The sequence below is a fragment of the Psychrobacter sp. CX97 genome (assembly GCF_057396285.1).
Genome location: NZ_JBXYJE010000003.1, coordinates 136,660 through 155,996, shown reverse-complemented (window position 1 = coordinate 155,996; position 19,337 = coordinate 136,660). Strand labels below are relative to the sequence as shown.

Genomic DNA, 19,337 nt, shown 5'->3' with positions numbered 1-19,337 from the left:
TTGTAATCCCCCTTAAATTGCTCACTTGTAGCTATCCTAGCCAGCTGTTTATCGGTCATTAACATATCGCCAGTATTGGGGTCACGTTCGCCCTATAGCAATTTTTTAGGCTTGCCTTTCATCTTAAATTTGAATGTAAATCCATTAATAACACGCCCTTTCTTGTGTTGCTCGTAACTGGCTTTGATGTCTGTATGCTCGTTTATTTGCTTAATCGCATTATCGAGTACATATCTCTTAAAGTCATACATTCGCTCATATTCATTATCAAGAACCCCTAGTCTATTTCTTAAATTCTCAAGCTTGATTTGTGGGGTTTTACCGACAGAACGCCATGCAATTAGAAATTCATAAAGCCTTACAGCATAGGCACTGCTAAGGTTTTTTGCAACTTGTTGTAACTCATAGCTTGTTAGGTATTTTTCTAATTGGGTAATTAGAAAAATACCCAAAACAAAAAGAGTCAAGTTATCTATGAAATTTTATTCAGCTTTAAGGATGTCTGGTAAATTGTAATTAAGCGTAGAAACAAAAGAGTCATTTAAATAGACCCATCCACCAATGCTTCACTTATTAAGTTAAACGAAAAACAACTATCTAAAGCAGTGCACAGTAAAAAATTTACTGCTGATTACAACAGTTAGGTATCCTAAAACCCTTCAAATCAATCAAGTAGCGCTTGGATTAGTCACAGGGTTGAGTGGGTTAAAAAGATCCTGTGCGCTTTACTAAGCTTCCTATACATAAGTATTTAGACGATTAGCATGCGTCTAGACATACACCGCAATCGTCTATAATCGTAGCTTGTTACATAAGCTACTTACACTATTGTAGATTATTTTGATGAACTTGGAGTAAGTATCATTAATATATCCTACCTGAAACAAAAAAATGCTCCCAATCGGGAGCATTTTTATTAAAGCTATTAGTTAGCTAAATTGGCTCAAACTATTCAGCAGTTGGTTCTGAGGCTGTTGCGCCATTAGTGCCATCTTGCTCAACACCCTTCATAGTCAATTTGATGCGACCACGGTTATCAACGTCTTGAACCAATACTTTAATAGTTTGACCTTCTTTCAGGTAGTCAGATACGTTTTCAACACGCTCATCAGCGATTTGCGAGATGTGCACTAAGCCATCTGTACCTGGTAATACAGTAACGAATGCACCAAAATCAACAACACGAGCAACCGTACCTTCATAAACGGTACCCACTTCAACTTCAGCAGTTAACGCTTCAATCTGGCGAATCGCATCTTTAGTGGCGGCTTTGTTTTCACCAAAGATACGGATTGTACCGTTATCATCAATATCGATAACCGCACCTGTGTCTTCGGTTAATTGACGGATGGTTGCGCCACCTTTACCAATCACGTCACGAATCTTATCAGCATTGATTTCCATAACGGCATAGTTCGGTGCATGCGCATTAATCTCTTTACGGCTGGCTGGCAACACTTCATTCATAGCGTTTAGGATATGAATACGACCGGCATGAGCTTGCTCTAGGGCTTTTTCCATGATGTCTGGCGTGATGCCTTCGATTTTGATATCCATTTGCAGGGCAGTAATACCGTCTTTTGAGCCCGCTACTTTAAAGTCCATGTCGCCTAAGTGATCTTCATCGCCTAGAATGTCTGACAATACCGCAAAACGATCGCCTTCTTTAACTAAGCCCATAGCGATACCTGCAACAGGCGCTTTCATTGGCACACCAGCGTCCATCAAGGCAAGGCTAGCACCACATACTGATGCCATAGAAGATGAGCCGTTTGATTCAGTGATTTCAGATACCACACGCATCACATAAGGGAAGCGGTCGCTGTCTGGAAGCATAGCCTGAACACCACGGCGGGCAAGACGCCCATGACCAATTTCACGGCGTTTAGGACCACTTTCACGACCCGTCTCGCCCACTGAGAAATGCGGGAAGTTGTAGTGCAGCATGAAGTGATCTTGCAGTTTACCTGCCAGTGAATCAATTAGGTTCACGTCACGTGTGTTACCTAAAGTGGCAGTTACTAAAGCCTGAGTTTCGCCACGTGTAAATAATGCTGAACCATGTGTATATGGAAGAACGCCGACTTGAATATCAAGCGCACGTACCGTATCTAAATCACGGCCATCAATACGTGGCTTACCAGATAAGATGTTATCACGAACGGTGCGGTATTTTAGCTCATCTAAAATAGCTTTGATTAATGACTCATTATCACTAAATTCTTCAGAATCAGGGTCGCCTGCAAGGGCTTCAATCGCAGCAGTTTTAATCTCATCCAGCTTACTGTAACGCTCTTGCTTATCGCTGATGGCATAGGCTTCGCTGATTTGCGCGCCAAACTGAGCAGTTACTTTTTCTTTTAGTTCTGCATCTAACTGCGGTGCTTCAAAGGGTCGTTTCTCTGTACCAACAGCTTTAGCAAGCTCAATGATATTATCAATGACAATTTGTTGCTGCTCATGACCATAAAGCACAGCGCCTAGCATTTGATCTTCAGACAGTTCAGCGGCTTCTGACTCAACCATTAATACGGCTGATTTAGTACCCGCAACAATCAAATCAAGATCGCTTTTTCCGAGCTCTTCGATTGATGGATTTAATACATATTCGCCATCAATAAAACCAACACGAGCACCACCAATTGGGCCATTAAACGGCGCACTTGAGATAGCCAAAGCAGCCGACGCACCAATCATGGCAGCGATGTCAGCATAGTGCTGCTTATCGCTTGACAAAACGGTTGCCGTGATTTGAACTTCGTTAACATAGCCTTCTGGAAATAAGGGGCGAATCGGGCGGTCAATCAAACGCGAGGTTAAGGTTTCAAACTCGCTAGCGCGGCCTTCACGCTTACCATAGCCGCCTGGAATCTTACCAGCTGCATACATTTTCTCTTGATAATTAACCGTTAATGGGAAAAAGTTTTGACCTTCTTTGGCATCATCTTTAACAACTGCCGCTACAAGAACGGTTACGCCACCCATATGTACCAATACTGAGTTGGCTTGTCTTGCAATTCGACCAGTTTCGATAACAACTTGCTGATTACCGTACTGAAATTCTCTTGAAATGGTATTAAATATTGACATTAATTTTTCCTATTATTTGAATGGTCTTTCTAAATGATTGTATTGTCTATAATACCGTCTATGGTAATACCGTTTTGAAATGCCATAACTGGCATTTGCATAAAAGTAAACGGTCAGCCCCTAACGTTTGGGTGCTTGAAGGATATCACCATCATATTTTTCGATGAGTTGAACAACCCAAATGTTAGAAGCCAGTTATCTTCACATAGACATTGACTTATTTTACAGGGATTTACCGTACTTGACCAATGCAGAACCGATAAAAGTTGTTCGTTACTATCAAGTTACCCAATATCTTACGCTATTTAACATGATTTTTTTAAATTACTGATTCTTTACTACACTATTCATAACTGCTTTGATTGTTTACTCAATCCAAACCAATAAACATAAATGGCATAAAAAAACGGCGTGAACTATAGTCACACCGTTTAGTAATCATCTAATCATATTTTAACAACTTGAAATATTTGCCTGTTACACAAGCGATAAGACTAATGAAAAAGATAGCATTATGTATGATAAAGCCATGCTTAACCATATTGATTATCGACGTAAACCCAATTCACTAATAAGCGTTGAATAACGTGATAAATCTTTACTTTTCAAGTAATCTAATAGTTTACGACGTTGGTTTACCATACGGATAAGACCACGACGGCTATGATGATCCGCTTTATGTTCTTTAAAATGGTGTTGTAGATCATTGATACGTGCAGTTAATAGCGCTACTTGTACTTCTGGTGAACCTGTGTCGCCAGGGGCACGTTGGTATTGAGCGATGATTTGTTGACGATCGGTATTAGTTAACATAGATTTCTCCTGCAATGCATTGATACAAGTCGCTAATTTCATTGGGGACATCCCTGCATTACTAGAGATGACCTAAAAAAATAGCGATGTAAGCGGAGCATTATAACAAAAAAACTGCCAAACAGTTAGCAGTTTTTCATGTAGAAATGAGACGATAAATATAATGCTATTTTTCAACACCGCCTTGATTTGCATGACCACCCAAAGCGTCATCATCTAATGGAGCAGTCGTTGCTTCTGCTAGACTCTCAGGATTTTCATGGTCATCCAAAGATTTATCAATGGCTTCGCCTTTAGGCGTTGTTTTTGGATCATTGCACATAAAGAACTCCAAACAATTATGTTCGTTAAACTGATCTTTCTAAGTCGACCAAGCCAACAGAGCAATTGAGCATATCTTGATCTGATGCTAAATTCTACAGTTCAACAATTTTAAGCTATTTAGAATGAGATTTTTCTAAGTTCTCAGCCAAACCTTCTGCAGCATCTTTAGGGTCTTTGTCCTTATTGGGACCAAGATTACCATCAACCTGATTTTTTAGTGCTGTCAGCTCTGCTTCTGGTTGTTGCTGTGGATACTTCTTATCATCTGAAGTTGACATAATAAGCTCCTTCTAAAGTAAAAATTTAAATAAGTGAGTTAACTAAGTGCTTTGTCGATAGCCTCTGCAAAAGCTTCAATATCATCTGGATTACGAGAGGTAATTAAATTTCCATCTTGCTGAACCTCTTTATCGACAAAGGTAGCACCCGCATTTTCAATGTCTTTTTGCAGAGTATGATATGCCGTCATCGTTTTACCTTTAACTAGTTCCGAATTAATCAATAGCCATGGAGCATGGCAAATAGCGGCAACTGTTTTATTGGCATCATAAAAGCTTCTGACGAAGTCTTGAGCACTTTTATCGGTACGAATGGTGTCTGCATTGACTGTACCACCCGGTAATACAACTGCATCGTAATCATCTGCATTTGCTTCTTTCAAAAATAAATCTGCAGTAAAGGTATCCGCTTTATTAACGTCACTCTCCATACCTTGAACCGTCTTGCTGTCATTAGTGGTCACTAAGATAGTGTCATATCCTTTATCTTCTAGTATAGTCTTAACTTTAGAATACTCTACTTGTTCGAAATAAGTGCTTAATAAGAATGCAATTTTCTTAGCCATAACTTCTCCTAACAGATTATCTATATCATTATTTACTCTTTACCTAAACTCACGTGATAATAAATATCGTTTTTATTGCTTGGTCTAGTAGTAGACTACCTATTATTAGACTCATCAATTATTAAATTACTCATAAAATCCTGATAACTAAAGACAGTAGATGCAATAAAATGTATTAGATTGTGGAATTATGTTAGGGGTGAGTAACTAAAACAGTGGGAAGATTTGGTTGCAAGTATTTCTGGATTATAAAAATTACTTAATTGCTGGTATGCTTATTTTCAGTTAAAAATAGCAAATTAAATGGTAAGTACCTAACACCCTTGCTTGAGACTTTATTGGATAGGTCAATTTAGTAGATCTGAAAAATCTGCCGATAACCATTAGGCAGTCACTTGTAGAGAACCACTTTAGGTAAATTATGGGCGTTTAATCATTTTTTTAGGTTGTAATCGCCCATTTATCTCGAGCTCACCTAAACCCACAAAGTCGCCATCGATAGTGTACAGTCTAATATCACAGGGTAAACCATCAACCGTATTTTGATCTAAATAAGTTTGAACTTCTGGGCTTAATTCATCTTTCACGTTTAACCTCTGACCTAAATGAAGACGTTGATACTGCAACTCAGATACTGTCAGCAGTGGCAATCCATGAATACAGCCATCAATACCCAGTAAATGATCGAATCGCTGTGAAAAGTCTAAAGATTCAAAATCATCTAATCTAATGGCTGAGCCAATATCAAATTGGCCAACACCAGTCCGCCTAAGGATCGTTAAATGTCCCAGAGTATCAAGCGACTTTGCGATGTCTTCACCTAATACCCGAATGTAGGTGCCTTTAGAACACGTCACTGTAATCACAATTTCGTCATACGATTCGCCCCTCTCAATCGTTAATTCTTTGATAGTTATAGGGCGAGGGGAACGCTCAACCTCAATACCTGCACGCGCGTATTCATATAGTTTTTTGCCGTTTTTCTTCAAAGCAGAATACATAGGAGGCGTTTGCTCAATACGACCTAAAAATTGTCCAATCACATTATCAAGCCTGTCTTGATTCAGGTTAGGCACTTCTTTGGTCGCAATTATCTTACCGTCTGCATCACCTGTATCAGTCTGCACACCTAGTTTAACCGTTGCTGTATAAGATTTATCAGCATCAAGTTGATAATGACTATACTTGGTTGCTTCACCTAAGCACACTGGCAGAAGACCAGTAGCCATAGGGTCTAGCGTACCCGTGTGCCCTGCTTTTTTGCTGTCATGCTTGGGCGATTTAAACAGATATTTGACTTTTGAGACCACTTGCTGAGAGGTCAGCCCCTTAGGTTTATCAATCAATATAACCCCTGAAACCCGAGTCTTTTTATTCGGATTTAAGGTAGCCATAGCTGATTTAGTAAAATCTGGGACTTGAAAGCTATCTGTAGTCATCAGTCATCAACCTTACTCTTTAGAGTCTAATGGCGCTTCTTGAAACTCTTCATCATCAGAGGTTCTTTGAGTTTTATCCACGGCTTGACTGATTAGATTCATCATATAGTTGCCACGTGCCGTTACTTCGTCATAATGAAATCTTAACCGTGGTGTTGTTCGGGTTTTTAAACGATGGCTAAGCTCTGTACGTAAAAAGCCAGCTGCTTTATTTAGCACTTTGATACTATCTTCATGGCTATACTTACTCATAGCATCATTTAGCTCAGGCTCCATTACGGTAACATATACATCAGCATAGCCTAAATCTGAGCTGACCTTAACACTAGAGATAGTAATAAACCCAGTCAAACGTGGGTCGTTTACGTCATCTCGAATAAGTACGGCAAGTTCCCGCTGAATTTGGTCGCCTAAACGTTGCATGCGTTGGTTCATGACTTTATTCCTTAAATACCTCTATTTTGAATTAAATAAAGGCATTGGTAAATGAATAATTCATACCAAACCCAGAAATTAAAGTAGCAAGGACAACGATTGTAATAACTACCAATAGTAGGCTAAGCGAATTTGACACTGCTAATTTATTTTTAGGAGAGGTACCATTATAAGTTTCATAACTAAACAGTACTAATAAAAAAGACCTAACAGGATGACCTGATAGGTCTTTTTAATGTTAATAATCATTAAGTGTAATACATATTAAATAGTACGTTGTATTTCTTGGATTTCAAATACCTCGATTTTATCCCCAGCTTCAACGTCATATCCACGAACCGCAAGGCCACACTCCATACCTGCTCTTACTTCGTTAACGTCATCTTTGTAACGACGTAGAGATTGCAACTGCCCAGTAAAGGCAACTTGATTGTCGCGTAGTACACGAATTGACTTGTTTCGATATATCGTACCTTCGACTACCATACAGCCCGCAGCGGCACCGAACTTGCTCGAGCGGAATACCTCACGAACTTCAGCAATACCCAATATTTTCTCACGATGTTCTGGAGATAACATACCACTCATAGCCGCTTTGACATCATCAATTAACCCATAAATGATACTATAGTAACGGATATCAATACCTGATTCATCAGCTTTAGCTTTTGCGGCATTATCTGCTCTAACATTAAAACCAAGCAGTACGGCTTCACTTGACTCAGCAAGTGTCACATCTGACTCTGAAATTGGCCCGACACCTGAGCTAATGACTTTTACTTTTACTTCATCAGTTGATAACTCTTCTAAAGCGGAGAGCAAGGCTTCTAATGATCCTCTTACATCTGTCTTCAAAATAATATTTAAGAATGACAGATCCTCTTGTCCCATTTGCTCAAACATACTCTCTAAACGCATCTTATTCTGACGTTCTAATTGCTTTTCGCGCTCACGTGTTGCACGGAATTCTGCAACTTCACGCGCTTTTTTCTCGTCCGTTACTACTAGGAACTCACTACCAGACGCTGGGGTATCAGGTAAGCCTAATATTTCGACCGGAATAGAGGGTCCAGCAGACTTAATACGGTTACCTGTTTCGTCATTCATAGCACGAACACGGCCATAGTATTCACCAGCTAATACCAGATCGCCTTGTTTTAGCGTTCCTTTCTTAACCAGAATACTCGCCACGGCACCTCGACCCTTCTCAAGACGTGATTCAATAACCACACCTTGAGCAGCACCATCAGTAGGTGCTTCAAGCTCCATAAGCTCTGCTTGAAGATTAATAAGCTCCAACAGCTCGTCAATGCCTTCACCCGTTTTGGCTGAAATCTTAGCAACTGGCGTATCCCCACCCCAAGCTTCAGTAACGACCTCTTTGGTCGTCAGCTCATTAAGAACACGATCTGGATCAGCAGATTCTTTATCCATCTTATTAATAGCAATAATAATAGGCGTATTAGAGGCGCGGGCATGATCAATCGCTTCAACCGTTTGCGGCATCATACCATCATCAGCAGCAACAACAATAACTACAATATCTGTTGCTTGTGCACCACGTGAACGCATTGCTGTAAACGCAGCGTGACCTGGTGTGTCTAAGAAAGTGATTAAGCCACGATCTGTTTTAACATGATAGGCACCAATATGCTGAGTAATACCACCTGCCTCACCAGACGCCACTTTCGCTTCTCTAATCTTATCAAGTAATGATGTTTTACCGTGATCTACATGACCCATGATAGTCACTACTGGAGGGCGTGTTTGTATGTTACTACTACGCTCTTCAACAGCTTCCTGTAAATCATCTTCAACCTTAGTATCGCTTACAGGAATAGGATTATGACCCATTTCCTCAACAATCAGACTGGCAGTTGCTTGATCTATTTCTTCGGTCTCACTAACAATCTCGCCCATTTTCATGAGTAATTTAGTTACTTCACGAGCTTTGACCGCCATGCGCTGTGCAAGATCAGCAACAACAATATGCTCTCCAATCTCAACATCATGCACAATTTTTTCAACAGGCTTCTCAAACTTATGCTGGGAAGCTTGTGTAGACTTAAGACCATGTTTACGATTGCGAATTTCTCTTTCTTCTTGTCCTTTGCGACGTCGGCCTCGAGAAGCAGTGCTTGAAGAACCACGCTTAATTTCTCGGCGCTCTTTTTCAAATGACTCCTCTAATGCTTCGCCAACAAGACCTTCTGCTAACGGTTCGTCTTTACGTACTTTAGCAACCGTATCTTTTTCACTATATTTACCCGCCATTTTACGCATTTGCTCTAGAGTTTTCTTCTGAGCTTCTTCTGCCTGCTTGCGACGGGTTTCTGCCTCAATTGTACGCAGACGTTCTTCTTCAGCTTCACGCGCTTCACGTGCTTTGCGTTCTGCTACAGTTTCAACTTTAGGCTTAGTGGGGGCTACTTTCTTTTTAGGCTTTTCTTTTGTGACTTCCGCTGTTTTAGCGCCTTTTTTGACCACAACAGTCGAAACATCTTCATTTTTATCACTTGAGGCTTTTCCACCACCTAAATTAGCACGCATTGCAGCCAATGTGGCGGCTTGACGCTGTTCAGCTTCTTTTTTAGCCTGCTCACGTTTTTTAGCTTCTTCAAGGGCACGTTCTTTTGCTTCAGCAGCTGCTTTTTCTCGAGCAACTATTTGCTCTGCGAGTTTGTTTGGATCGGGCTTCTCAAACACCTTTTTCTTACGAACCTCAACATTCACGCTTTTCGATTTACCTGATGAGCCTGTTACCCGAGCAGTACTCGTTGTTTTAGACTTCAAGCTAATACGGCGCTTCTGCTCTTGCCCGTGTGTTTGTTTTAAAAATGCCACCAGCTGTTCTTGCTCAAGCTCGGTGACTAGGTCATCCTCGCCACGAGCAGGCAGCCCAGCATCAATCAATTGCTGTTGTACAGCACTGACTTCTTTGCTTACCATGTCTGCTAGTTCTTTGACGGTCTTATCTGCCATTGTGTAGTCACCTATTTATTATTCTTCATTAAACCAAGATTCACGTGCTTTCATGATGAGTTTGCCAGCTGTTTTTTCATCAAGACCTTCTATGTCTTCAAGGTCAAAAACAGCTTGTTCCGCTAAATCATCTACAGTAATAATGTCACGTTGAGCCAATTTATACGCCCAGTCAGTGGTCATTCCTTCCATTGTGAGCAACTCTTCACTTGGCTCTTTCATATTTTGCTGTTTTACCAGTTCATCAGCTATAACGACTTCTTTCGCACGCTCTTGAATCATCGCAATTGCGTCGTCATCAAGGCCTTCAATATCATAAAATGTATCCGCTGGTACATACGCCACTTCTTCAATACTGGTAAAACCAATATCAACCAGTGCTTGAGCTAAGTCTTCATCAACCTCTAAGCGATTGTAGAATAAATCAATAAAGGCTTTAGTTTCATTTTGCTGTCTTTCTAAGTATTCTGCTTCGAGCATCATGTTTAACTTGTAACCTGTCAACTCTGATGCCAATCGTACATTTTGACCTTGAGCGCCAATGGCACGGGCTAACTGATCGTTTGCGGTAAAAATAATATCAGCCGTTTTGGCATCTTCATCTAAAATGATACTACTTACATCGGCAGGTTCAAGTGCACTTATAATATACTGTGCTGGATCATCCGACCAGACAATAACATCAATTCGTTCACCATCAAGCTCTTGCTGAACTGCTTGGATTCGAGTACCACGCATCCCAATACAGGCGCCGACTGGGTCAATACGATGATCATTGGTCTTTACTGAAATTTTAGCACGAACACCCGGCTGTCGGGCAACACCGCGAATCTCAATGATTTCTTCATTAATTTCGGGTACTTCTTTATTCATCAAAGCGGTCAACATATCTGGATGCGTACGCGATAGCAGTAGTTGAGCACCGCGATTATCGCGGTTAACATGGTATAAAATAGCTTGAATACGAGACTTAACACGCAGTTGCTCACGGGGTAGCATCTGATCACGTGATAAGTAGCCTTCCGCATTATCCCCTAAATCAACAATGAAGCCGTCGCGAGTCTGTTTTTTAACTTCGCCATACATCATCTCGCCAACTCTTGGTTCGAAGGCGTCAGCAACTAGCGCCCTTTCAGCTTCACGAATCTTTTGAATAATGACCTGTTTGGCCTGTGTGGCAGCAATACGCCCAAACTCGATAGATTCTATTTGTTCTTCTTTAATATCGCCAATTGACCACTCAGCTTCATCTAAGTCACTGATGGCTAATTGACATGCAGGCATCTCGTGATCTTCATCAGCAACAACCGTCCAATAACGATAAGTATCATAATCCCCTGTTTCACGGTCGATACTAACACGTACAGCAACTTCTGGCTGTTCGGTATAAACTCGTTTTTTTGTTGAAACCACTAACGCTTCTTCAATGGCTTCAAAAATATCTTCGGGGTTTAGCCCCTTTTCATTACTGACGGTCTCTACTACCGTTAAGATTTCACGACTCATTGCACACCTATCCTCACCTACTCCACATTTAGAGTAGCAACTTATATAATTGAATGTATTTTTTATATATGGCTCTAAAATTTTGTTTCTAGTTGTCTGAAATGACAGATTAATTATTGAACTATTGATACCTATCTTAATGTGATACTTATCTTAATGGTACTTTTGAGTGGCTATCTAATAAAAAACATTCAACCAAAATTCAATACACAACCTTGCTTAAAAGAACTTACATCAATACTTATAACTCTTGATAAATCAAATTAGCCTTATCAATATTATCTAACTGTATATCAAATTGGTAACCGTCAGTAGTCGCTATTGTCAATTGCCGCTTATCCAACTCTAATTTTTCAAGTTTGCCAGATACTTTACGGCGTTTCGCTGACTCAGTGCCAATCGCTTTAATCAAACGTAGATTCATATGTTGCCCAACATATTGCTGCATTTGCTCAGCAGAAAAAAACGGTCTATCTAAGCCAGGTGATGACACTTCTAATACATATTCGCCCGCAATTGGGTCATGTACCTCTAGAACACCACTAACCTGATGGTTAACTGCTGCACAGTTTTCAATGGTCACTTGTTTATTTATCGCCTTATCTTCTGGTAAAGCCTCAATAAAAATACGTAAAAGAGAACGCCTACCTTGTGGGACAAACTCAATACCCCAAAGCGCCACGTCACAAGCAGCAACCGCAGGCTCTATAATATCAGTCAATTGAGCGACTTTATTTGATACCTTCATGATTTATGGCTTCATCCAAAATATAAACATCTATTATAAGTAGTTATTGTGAAATACAAATAACAATAGAAAAAACAGATACAAAAAAACCCACAAACTATATGGTGGGTTAGATAAAAAAAGTAAGATTGAAATAAAAAATGGTAGCGGGGGCTGGATTTGAACCAACGACCTTCGGGTTATGAGCCCGACGAGCTACCAGACTGCTCCACCCCGCATCAATCTAGGTGGGTTATTATAGGGACGCTCTTCACAGTTGTCAAGCAGTAACTAAAAAAAACTAAAATTAATCTATCCTATAATAAAACGACCAAAAACACTCAAACTATGGCAACAACTAAATGAAGACTATGACCTTGTTTATAACAATCATATTAAGCTCAACATATGCTTGTTATAACCGTATTAGGTATAACGGTATTAATGGTGCGATTGGAGGGACTTGAACCCTCACGGCTTGCGCCACCACCCCCTCAAGATGGCGTGTCTACCAATTCCACCACAATCGCAAATCACTAATTTAAACACTAACTAATTTAAACACTAAATAATAAACCGCTACTAATAATTGAGGATTATCAAACGATAACGTTATAATTCAGACTTTATTAAACTAGGTCGGATATTCTACTCATGTTTGAGTGGGTGTGCAACCTATTTAACGTGAGTACATTCTTTTATACAGTTAACTTAACTATATAAGCTGAAGGTAGGGTTGTTTTAGTTATTTTAATCTATCGTTTAATCGTTGGGTGCTTGGTCCGGTGTGGGGACTGATACTGAATTAGCCAAAGGCGCTTCTGTGGCCGCTGGCACATCTAAACTATATTGATCTTCAGCTTGTTTGCGAGCATGCATAGCAAGGGTCAAACTGGTTGAAAAGAAGATAATCGCTAATACAGCTGTTGCTCTGGTTAAAAAGTTTGCACTGCCTGCGGCGCCAAATACAGTACCTGAGGCACCAGCGCCAAATGATGCGCCAGCATCTGCACCTTTACCATGCTGAATTAAAATCAGCCCAATCATGGCAATAGCGACAATAATGTGAATGGCTAAAATAATGTTGAACATGCTTTGCCTTACTAAAAATTAAGTAACAGTAATAAATAAAAAAATAGGATAAGAATTTGAAAGTAGTTAGTATGCTTGCGGCGTCCAATGGAGAATATAAACTCAGGGTTGTATAATATAACAAGTTGTATAGTGATGTTTTTTCTAAAACTATTACTTCTAAAAAAACGCTTACTCTCAAAAGAATTCAAACTCTTAAAAGACAGACAACTAGACATATACAATCAGTCCAGCTTACTTATTACACTGTATGCTACCGTTTTTTTGATTTACTTACAAAAGCTTTTTGCAATGGTTAAAAAACTATCAGCATTGAGTGATGCGCCACCTACTAGAACCCCGTTAATTGCATTGCAACTAGCAAACTCATGAGCGTTATCTGGCTTAACGCTTCCCCCATAAATAATCGGTGTGTTATCAAACCGGTCACTGATGCTCATCAAGTAGTCGTGAATAAAACTATGTACCGATTCCACATTTTGTACACTAGGTACTTTACCAGTGCCAATTGCCCAAACAGGCTCATAAGCTATAATGATATTAGCTAGCTTATTTTTAGCATCCTCAACATCTAGGCAAGCAACAAAGGATTTAATCACATCGAGTTGCTTAGAGAGTACCTTTTGCGTACGACCAGATTCAAAATCTGTTTCAGACTCGCCAATGCAAAAAACAACCCCCAAGTCATGTGCGTCACAATATGTTACCTTTTGCAGCAGTGCCTCATGATCTTCAGCATAGTATTGACGGCGCTCAGAATGACCGATAATAACCCACTCTACACCAACATCTTTAAGCTGAGCTACTGACACATCTCCTGTAAATGCACCTTTCGTATCTGTCAACGCAGTAACATTCTGACAGGCTAACTTCAAATTTGAAGCTTGAACTGCTTTAGCAACATGGCTTAAATGTACGAAGCTTGGTGCTACCATTAGGTTACAATCCACTGTATCATCAAGCTGAGAGACAATACAGTCAATAAGCGTTTGTGTCTCGGCAACAGATGCAGGATTTAGTTTCCAATTTCCAATAACCCAAGGCGTCATATAGTGAACTCTCAAATGATAATTTTTAGTAAATGAACTCGTACTGAATATAATAAGGCATATTTATAACTTATAACGCCTATTTATCACTCTAAAATTGCATTAACCCCGAATTATAACATAGTCTTTGATCTTGCATTTACCCTTTGTGGCTGAGAATTAAAAAATTAAAAATCGGAACGCCTAACATTAATTTAAAATATTAATCACTCTACCAGCTCGGTTACCAGTCTATACTCTTTTTAGAACTCAAATTAAAACGAGGCACTTATGTATGCAAACTTGTTTATCACTCAAATTTACGGTTAAATAATACAATTATAGTAAAATACTTTAACCACAAATTTTTATAAAAAAGCGTATCCGTTTTATTTTAATAGGTATGTCTTATTAAATAATTTTAAATATATAAGATTGAATACATAGGATTAGAGCTCTATAACTCAATATTACGTTCTATGAACAAAGCATTGGTTGGTTTTAACTGACCCATTAAAACAAATTTTACAGATTGACTTAGTGTATAAATAGCAAGTGTTTATTAAATATGAACTCATATTTATACAAGGTCATAAATACTTTTGTATTAATAAAAAAGTTAAACCGACATAAAAATCAACTAAAGGTAATTTCAAATGTCAATCCCCATGAGCTTTGGCGGTATTGCCCAGCGGCTTGTCCAAGATGGTTTGGTCAATAGTCAAGTGATGAGGAAGGCTGTGGCCGAGTCGCAAAAACAACATAAAAGTATCGTATCCTATTTAGTCGATCACAAACTAGCGCCAGCAAACAAAATAGCCACTGCGGTTGCCAAAGAGTTTGGAGACTCTTTGTTTGATTTAGACCAATTGAATCCAGATGCCATACCCAAAGATTTAGTTGATGAAAGAATAGTAAGAAAATATAATGCCTTGCCTATCTTTGTGCGTGGACAACGCCTTTTTGTTGCTATCAGTGATCCTACTCGTCTTGAGGCCATAGAAGCCATTCAATTCAATTCACGTCTTGCTGTGCAAACGATTGTCGTGGAAGAAAATAAGCTTGTCAAACTTATTGAAACCACTTTTTCAGATTCTATGAGTACGTTTAATAGCTTCAGTGATAACGACTTAAACATAGATTATGAACAGTTTGACGGAAACAATAAGCTTGGCGATCTAAGCACACTACCCAATGATATTAGAGAAGCACCTGTTGTAAAGTTCGTTAATAAGATGCTCATTGACGCCATACGTATGGGGGCATCAGACTTACACTTTGAACCTTATGAAAAATCGTTTCGGGTACGTTTTCGCATTGATGGCATCATGCAGCAAATGGCCAGCCCTCCTGTAGAACTTGGCGCAACTATTGCTGCACGTTTAAAAGTCATGTCGCAGATGGATATTTCAGAAAGACGCGTGCCCCAGGATGGGCGAATCAAATTAGCCATTTCCAAAGATAAAGCCATCGACTTCAGGGTAAACTCATTGCCCACACTTCATGGTGAAAAAATTGTACTTCGTATATTAGACCCGTCTTCTGCCATGCTTGGTATCGATGCCCTGGGCTATGAAGCTGATCAAAAGAAGGTGTTTTTAGAAGCGCTGCATAAGCCGCAAGGCATGATTTTGATTACGGGACCTACTGGCTCAGGTAAAACGGTTTCTTTATATACGGCGCTTAATATTTTAAACACAGTACAAACTAACATATCAACTGTTGAGGATCCTGTAGAAATCAATCTTGAAGGTATTAATCAGGTTAATGTAAATTACAAAGTTGGCCTAACATTTGCCAATGCGTTAAAGTCCTTTTTGCGGCAAGACCCTGACATCGTCATGGTGGGTGAGGTTCGTGATCTTGAAACCGCTGAAATTGCTATTAAGGCGGCGCAAACTGGCCACTTAGTTTTGTCCACTTTGCATACTAACTCAGCGCCTGAGACATTGACTCGACTTCGTAATATGGGTGTCGCTACATTTAATATTGCTACTTCTATTAACCTTGTTATTGCTCAAAGGTTAGCGCGAAGGCTGTGTAACAACTGCAAAAGACCTACGAGCGTACCTAAACCCAGCTTGTTAGAGATGGGATTTACAGATGAAGACTTGAGTAATCCTACTAACATTATTTATGAACCGGTAGGCTGCGATGAATGCCGAGATGGCTACAAAGGTCGTGTGGGTATTTACGAAGTTATGAAGGTTGATGATACCATTGCACGTATCATTATGGAGGAGGGTAACGCAATGGATATTAAAGAAGCCGCATATAATAATGGGTTTAGGGACTTGCGTCGCTCAGGCATCTTAAAGGTATTGCAAGGCATTACTAGTGTTCAAGAAATGTATCGAGTAACGACAGACTAAGCAAACTTACTTTCTGTTACTATAACCAACTAAAACAGAGTAACATTACTCATATAAAGTAACATTACTAATATTCAGCCCTTGGGCTGTTGAGGGAATGAACATGGCAAAAGCCACGACGGATATGCTATTGGACTTTGTCTACGATGGTATCAATCGCCGTGGACAAAAAGTGACAGGTGAACTAACCAGCAAAAGCATGGATTTAGCCAAAGCGCAGCTACGTAAACAGGGTATTAGTGTCCGTAGTATCAGAAAAAAACCCAAACCGCTTTTTCAAATAAAAAAGCGCATCAAAGCACTTGATATTGCTATTTTTGTGCGTCAGTTAGCAACTATGATGAAAGCGGGTGTACCATTAACCCAATCATTTGAAATTGTGGCAGAATCACTTGAAAATCCAAGTATGAAAGAATTGGTTTTAGATATTAAAGCTGAGGTTGAGTCAGGTAATACTTTTGCTGGCGCGCTGCGTAAACACCCCAGTCATTTTGATAACTTATTTTGCTCGCTTGTAGAGTCAGGTGAGCAATCAGGGTCTTTGGAGACCATGCTAGAGCGGGTAGCAACTTACAAAGAAAAAAGTGAATTACTAAAGTCAAAGATAAAAAAAGCGGTTAAATACCCTATTGCGGTTATTATTGTAGCCATCGTGGTTACTATTATCTTGTTAATAAAAGTTGTTCCTGCATTTGAGACTTTGTTTACCTCGGCAGGTTCTGAGTTGCCCGCTTTTACTCAAATGGTGGTAAATATGTCGGAATGGATGCAATCATATTGGTTTCTGTTAATCATAGCGCTAGGGCTGACTATAATTGCTTTTTTTGAAGCAAAAAAACGCAGTCAAAAATTTCAAGACTTTTTAGACAAGTTGATATTAAAACTGCCAGTTTTTGGTAATATAACTTATCAAGCCATTGTTGCCCGCTTTTCACGCACCCTGTCAACAACATTCGCCGCTGGCGTGCCTCTTATTGATGCGCTGGAGTCGACTGCAGGTGCGACAAACAATATCGTGTTTTATAATGCAACACAGCAGATTAAAGACGATGTCTCCACCGGTCAACAACTACAGTTCTCAATGCGCAACACCAATTTATTTCCAACACTGGCTGTACAAATGGTAGGCATTGGTGAAGAATCTGGCGACCTAGATCAAATGCTTGAAAAGGTCGCTACTTATTATGAGAATGAAGTTGATAATGCCATTGATGGGTTAACTAGTCTGATGGAACCCATCATTATGGTTGTATTGGGCGTACTAATTGGTGGCTTGGTAGTTGCAATGTACTTACCCATCTTCCAAATGGGCTCAGTTATTGGCTAGGAGCCTTGTTAGCACTGAGGATTTAGATGATTTTAGCTATCCGCAAAGTCATTTCCAAATCTGTAACACCCTACTTAACTACCTAATGAGCAATGTATTCTTATTTCATAGACCGCTATCTTCGTTATTACTTTTTCACGACAGCTTAAAGGCTACCTGATGCAACTGTGGCAACTTTTACAAGAGAACACCTTATTAGCGTTAACCTTATTTGGTCTATTAGGTCTTTGTGTTGGCAGCTTTTTAAATGTGGTAATACACCGCATGCCATTGGCAATGATGCTTGAGTGGCGTGCAGGTTCAGTACAAATTTTATCAGAACAGGATGACATCTCTCATTCATTAGTTGAACCGATTGCAAAAATAGTCGCCAAAGACCTGCCTTTGTCTTTGGCATATCCCGCCTCTCAATGTCCAAGATGTGCTCAGGGTATCCGCTGGTATGAAAATATTCCTGTCCTTAGCTGGGTGTTGCTCAAGGGTGCATGCTCTCAGTGTAAAAATTCAATAGGGATACGTTATCCATTGGTTGAAATTACTACTGCTGTACTAACCGTGTTGGTTATTGCTCAGTTTGGTGTGACACTTCCTGCACTGTCTGCACTTGTTTTAGTTTGGGCTCTGATCGCGTTAACAGGTATAGATTGGGATACTCAACTACTGCCAGATAGGCTAACGGTTCCTTTAGGAGCGCTTGGCTTAGTAGTTAACACCCAAGGCTGGTTTGTCACTGCTAATGAATCAATTTGGGGGTTAATACTGGGGTTTTTATCACTTTGGGTGGTGGTCAAGGTTTTTTATTGGATTACCAAAAAGAACGGTATGGGACAGGGAGACTTTAAGCTTCTCGCTGTATTAGGGGCATGGCTCGGTCCTATGATGCTACCTTTGATCATCCTACTGTCCTCATTGCTCGGTTCACTTGTTGGCATTGTACTAATGAGAAAGCATGGAGAGAGCAAACCATTCGCTTTTGGCCCCTTTATTGCAGTAGCTGGTATAATTGCTCTTTTATATGGACAGCACATCATGGGCTGGTATCTCGGTCAGTATTAATGATCAATACATATTATACAGTCGAAGCCGTCTAAATTGCATAATGGTTATAAGACAACCATGCTCAGAGAGTAGCTTTCAATTTTGACTGTTAAAGAAGGGTAAGACTGTGACTGGTTATATTTAGACCTTAGTTTATCGTAGTAGCCTTTGGTGTTGTGTTTAATAATAACACTCATCAACCCAGACTATCGACTGGTTAAATCGTTAATGCCTAATATCGTTAATGTCTAATATAGTATTGAGTTCTAATATAATATATACAGCAGGATTGAAACCTTTGCCATAGACACTTTGTGAGG

The 19,337-nt window shown here is 39.8% G+C and carries 16 protein-coding genes and 2 tRNA genes; 3 read left to right on the top strand and 15 right to left on the bottom strand.

From position 1 onward, the window contains the following. Nucleotides 1-92: 92 nt before the first annotated feature. From AC2SLL_RS03665 to tpiA, 15 genes are all read right to left on the bottom strand, one after another. Nucleotides 93-452 (bottom strand): hypothetical protein, encoded by a 360-nt coding sequence (locus AC2SLL_RS03665; protein WP_486530319.1) that lies wholly within the window; start codon nucleotides 450-452, stop codon nucleotides 93-95. A gap of 496 nt (nucleotides 453-948) precedes the next feature. Beyond that, the gene (pnp, locus tag AC2SLL_RS03660) at nucleotides 949-3,090 is read right to left on the bottom strand and encodes a polyribonucleotide nucleotidyltransferase (RefSeq protein ID WP_486530318.1); all 2,142 of its coding nucleotides are present in this window, start codon (nucleotides 3,088-3,090) and stop codon (nucleotides 949-951) included. 546 nt (nucleotides 3,091-3,636) lie between these two features. Further along, the gene (rpsO, locus tag AC2SLL_RS03655; RefSeq protein ID WP_486530317.1) at nucleotides 3,637-3,903 is read right to left on the bottom strand and encodes a 30S ribosomal protein S15; all 267 of its coding nucleotides are present in this window, start codon (nucleotides 3,901-3,903) and stop codon (nucleotides 3,637-3,639) included. 166 nt (nucleotides 3,904-4,069) lie between these two features. After that, a complete protein-coding gene (locus AC2SLL_RS03650; RefSeq protein ID WP_486530316.1) occupies nucleotides 4,070-4,225 on the bottom strand; it encodes a hypothetical protein in 156 nt (51 codons plus the stop codon). Nucleotides 4,226-4,340: 115 nt separating this feature from the next. Beyond that, on the bottom strand, nucleotides 4,341-4,505 hold the full coding sequence (locus tag AC2SLL_RS03645) for a hypothetical protein (protein WP_486530315.1): 165 nt from the start codon (nucleotides 4,503-4,505) through the stop codon (nucleotides 4,341-4,343). Between the two features lie 38 nt (nucleotides 4,506-4,543). Continuing rightward, entirely contained in the window at nucleotides 4,544-5,071 is a 528-nt protein-coding gene (locus AC2SLL_RS03640; RefSeq protein ID WP_486530314.1) for a type 1 glutamine amidotransferase domain-containing protein, read from the bottom strand. Between the two features lie 419 nt (nucleotides 5,072-5,490). Continuing rightward, nucleotides 5,491-6,510 (bottom strand): tRNA pseudouridine(55) synthase TruB, encoded by a 1,020-nt coding sequence (gene truB, locus AC2SLL_RS03635; RefSeq protein ID WP_486530313.1) that lies wholly within the window; start codon nucleotides 6,508-6,510, stop codon nucleotides 5,491-5,493. A 12-nt stretch (nucleotides 6,511-6,522) separates the two neighbouring features. Continuing rightward, the gene (locus AC2SLL_RS03630; protein WP_486530312.1) at nucleotides 6,523-6,945 is read right to left on the bottom strand and encodes a ribosome-binding factor A; all 423 of its coding nucleotides are present in this window, start codon (nucleotides 6,943-6,945) and stop codon (nucleotides 6,523-6,525) included. Between the two features lie 264 nt (nucleotides 6,946-7,209). Then, nucleotides 7,210-9,927, bottom strand: coding sequence for a translation initiation factor IF-2 (gene infB / locus AC2SLL_RS03625; protein WP_486530311.1), 2,718 nt, complete (start codon nucleotides 9,925-9,927; stop codon nucleotides 7,210-7,212). Nucleotides 9,928-9,945: 18 nt separating this feature from the next. Further along, nucleotides 9,946-11,433, bottom strand: a complete 1,488-nt coding sequence (gene nusA, locus AC2SLL_RS03620; protein ID WP_486530310.1) for a transcription termination factor NusA — start codon at nucleotides 11,431-11,433, stop codon at nucleotides 9,946-9,948. 241 nt (nucleotides 11,434-11,674) lie between these two features. Continuing rightward, nucleotides 11,675-12,181, bottom strand: a complete 507-nt coding sequence (gene rimP, locus AC2SLL_RS03615) for a ribosome maturation factor RimP (protein WP_486530309.1) — start codon at nucleotides 12,179-12,181, stop codon at nucleotides 11,675-11,677. A gap of 141 nt (nucleotides 12,182-12,322) precedes the next feature. After that, nucleotides 12,323-12,399: transfer RNA gene (locus AC2SLL_RS03610), tRNA-Met, on the bottom strand. A gap of 206 nt (nucleotides 12,400-12,605) precedes the next feature. Continuing rightward, nucleotides 12,606-12,690, bottom strand: a tRNA-Leu gene (locus AC2SLL_RS03605). Between the two features lie 232 nt (nucleotides 12,691-12,922). Further along, nucleotides 12,923-13,252, bottom strand: a complete 330-nt coding sequence (secG, locus tag AC2SLL_RS03600; protein ID WP_486530308.1) for a preprotein translocase subunit SecG — start codon at nucleotides 13,250-13,252, stop codon at nucleotides 12,923-12,925. 269 nt (nucleotides 13,253-13,521) lie between these two features. Then, nucleotides 13,522-14,301 (bottom strand): triose-phosphate isomerase, encoded by a 780-nt coding sequence (gene tpiA, locus AC2SLL_RS03595; protein WP_486530307.1) that lies wholly within the window; start codon nucleotides 14,299-14,301, stop codon nucleotides 13,522-13,524. 635 nt (nucleotides 14,302-14,936) lie between these two features. Between tpiA and pilB the strand changes: the two genes are divergently transcribed. The 3 genes from pilB (at nucleotide 14,937) to AC2SLL_RS03580 (ending at nucleotide 19,035) form a co-directional block, all read left to right on the top strand. Further along, a complete protein-coding gene (gene pilB / locus AC2SLL_RS03590) occupies nucleotides 14,937-16,652 on the top strand; it encodes a type IV-A pilus assembly ATPase PilB (protein ID WP_486530306.1) in 1,716 nt (571 codons plus the stop codon). A gap of 103 nt (nucleotides 16,653-16,755) precedes the next feature. Beyond that, the gene (locus tag AC2SLL_RS03585; RefSeq protein ID WP_486530305.1) at nucleotides 16,756-17,979 is read left to right on the top strand and encodes a type II secretion system F family protein; all 1,224 of its coding nucleotides are present in this window, start codon (nucleotides 16,756-16,758) and stop codon (nucleotides 17,977-17,979) included. Between the two features lie 159 nt (nucleotides 17,980-18,138). Then, nucleotides 18,139-19,035: a prepilin peptidase gene (locus AC2SLL_RS03580; RefSeq protein ID WP_486530304.1), complete on the top strand. Its 897-nt coding sequence runs from the start codon at nucleotides 18,139-18,141 to the stop codon at nucleotides 19,033-19,035. Nucleotides 19,036-19,337 lie beyond the last annotated feature (302 nt).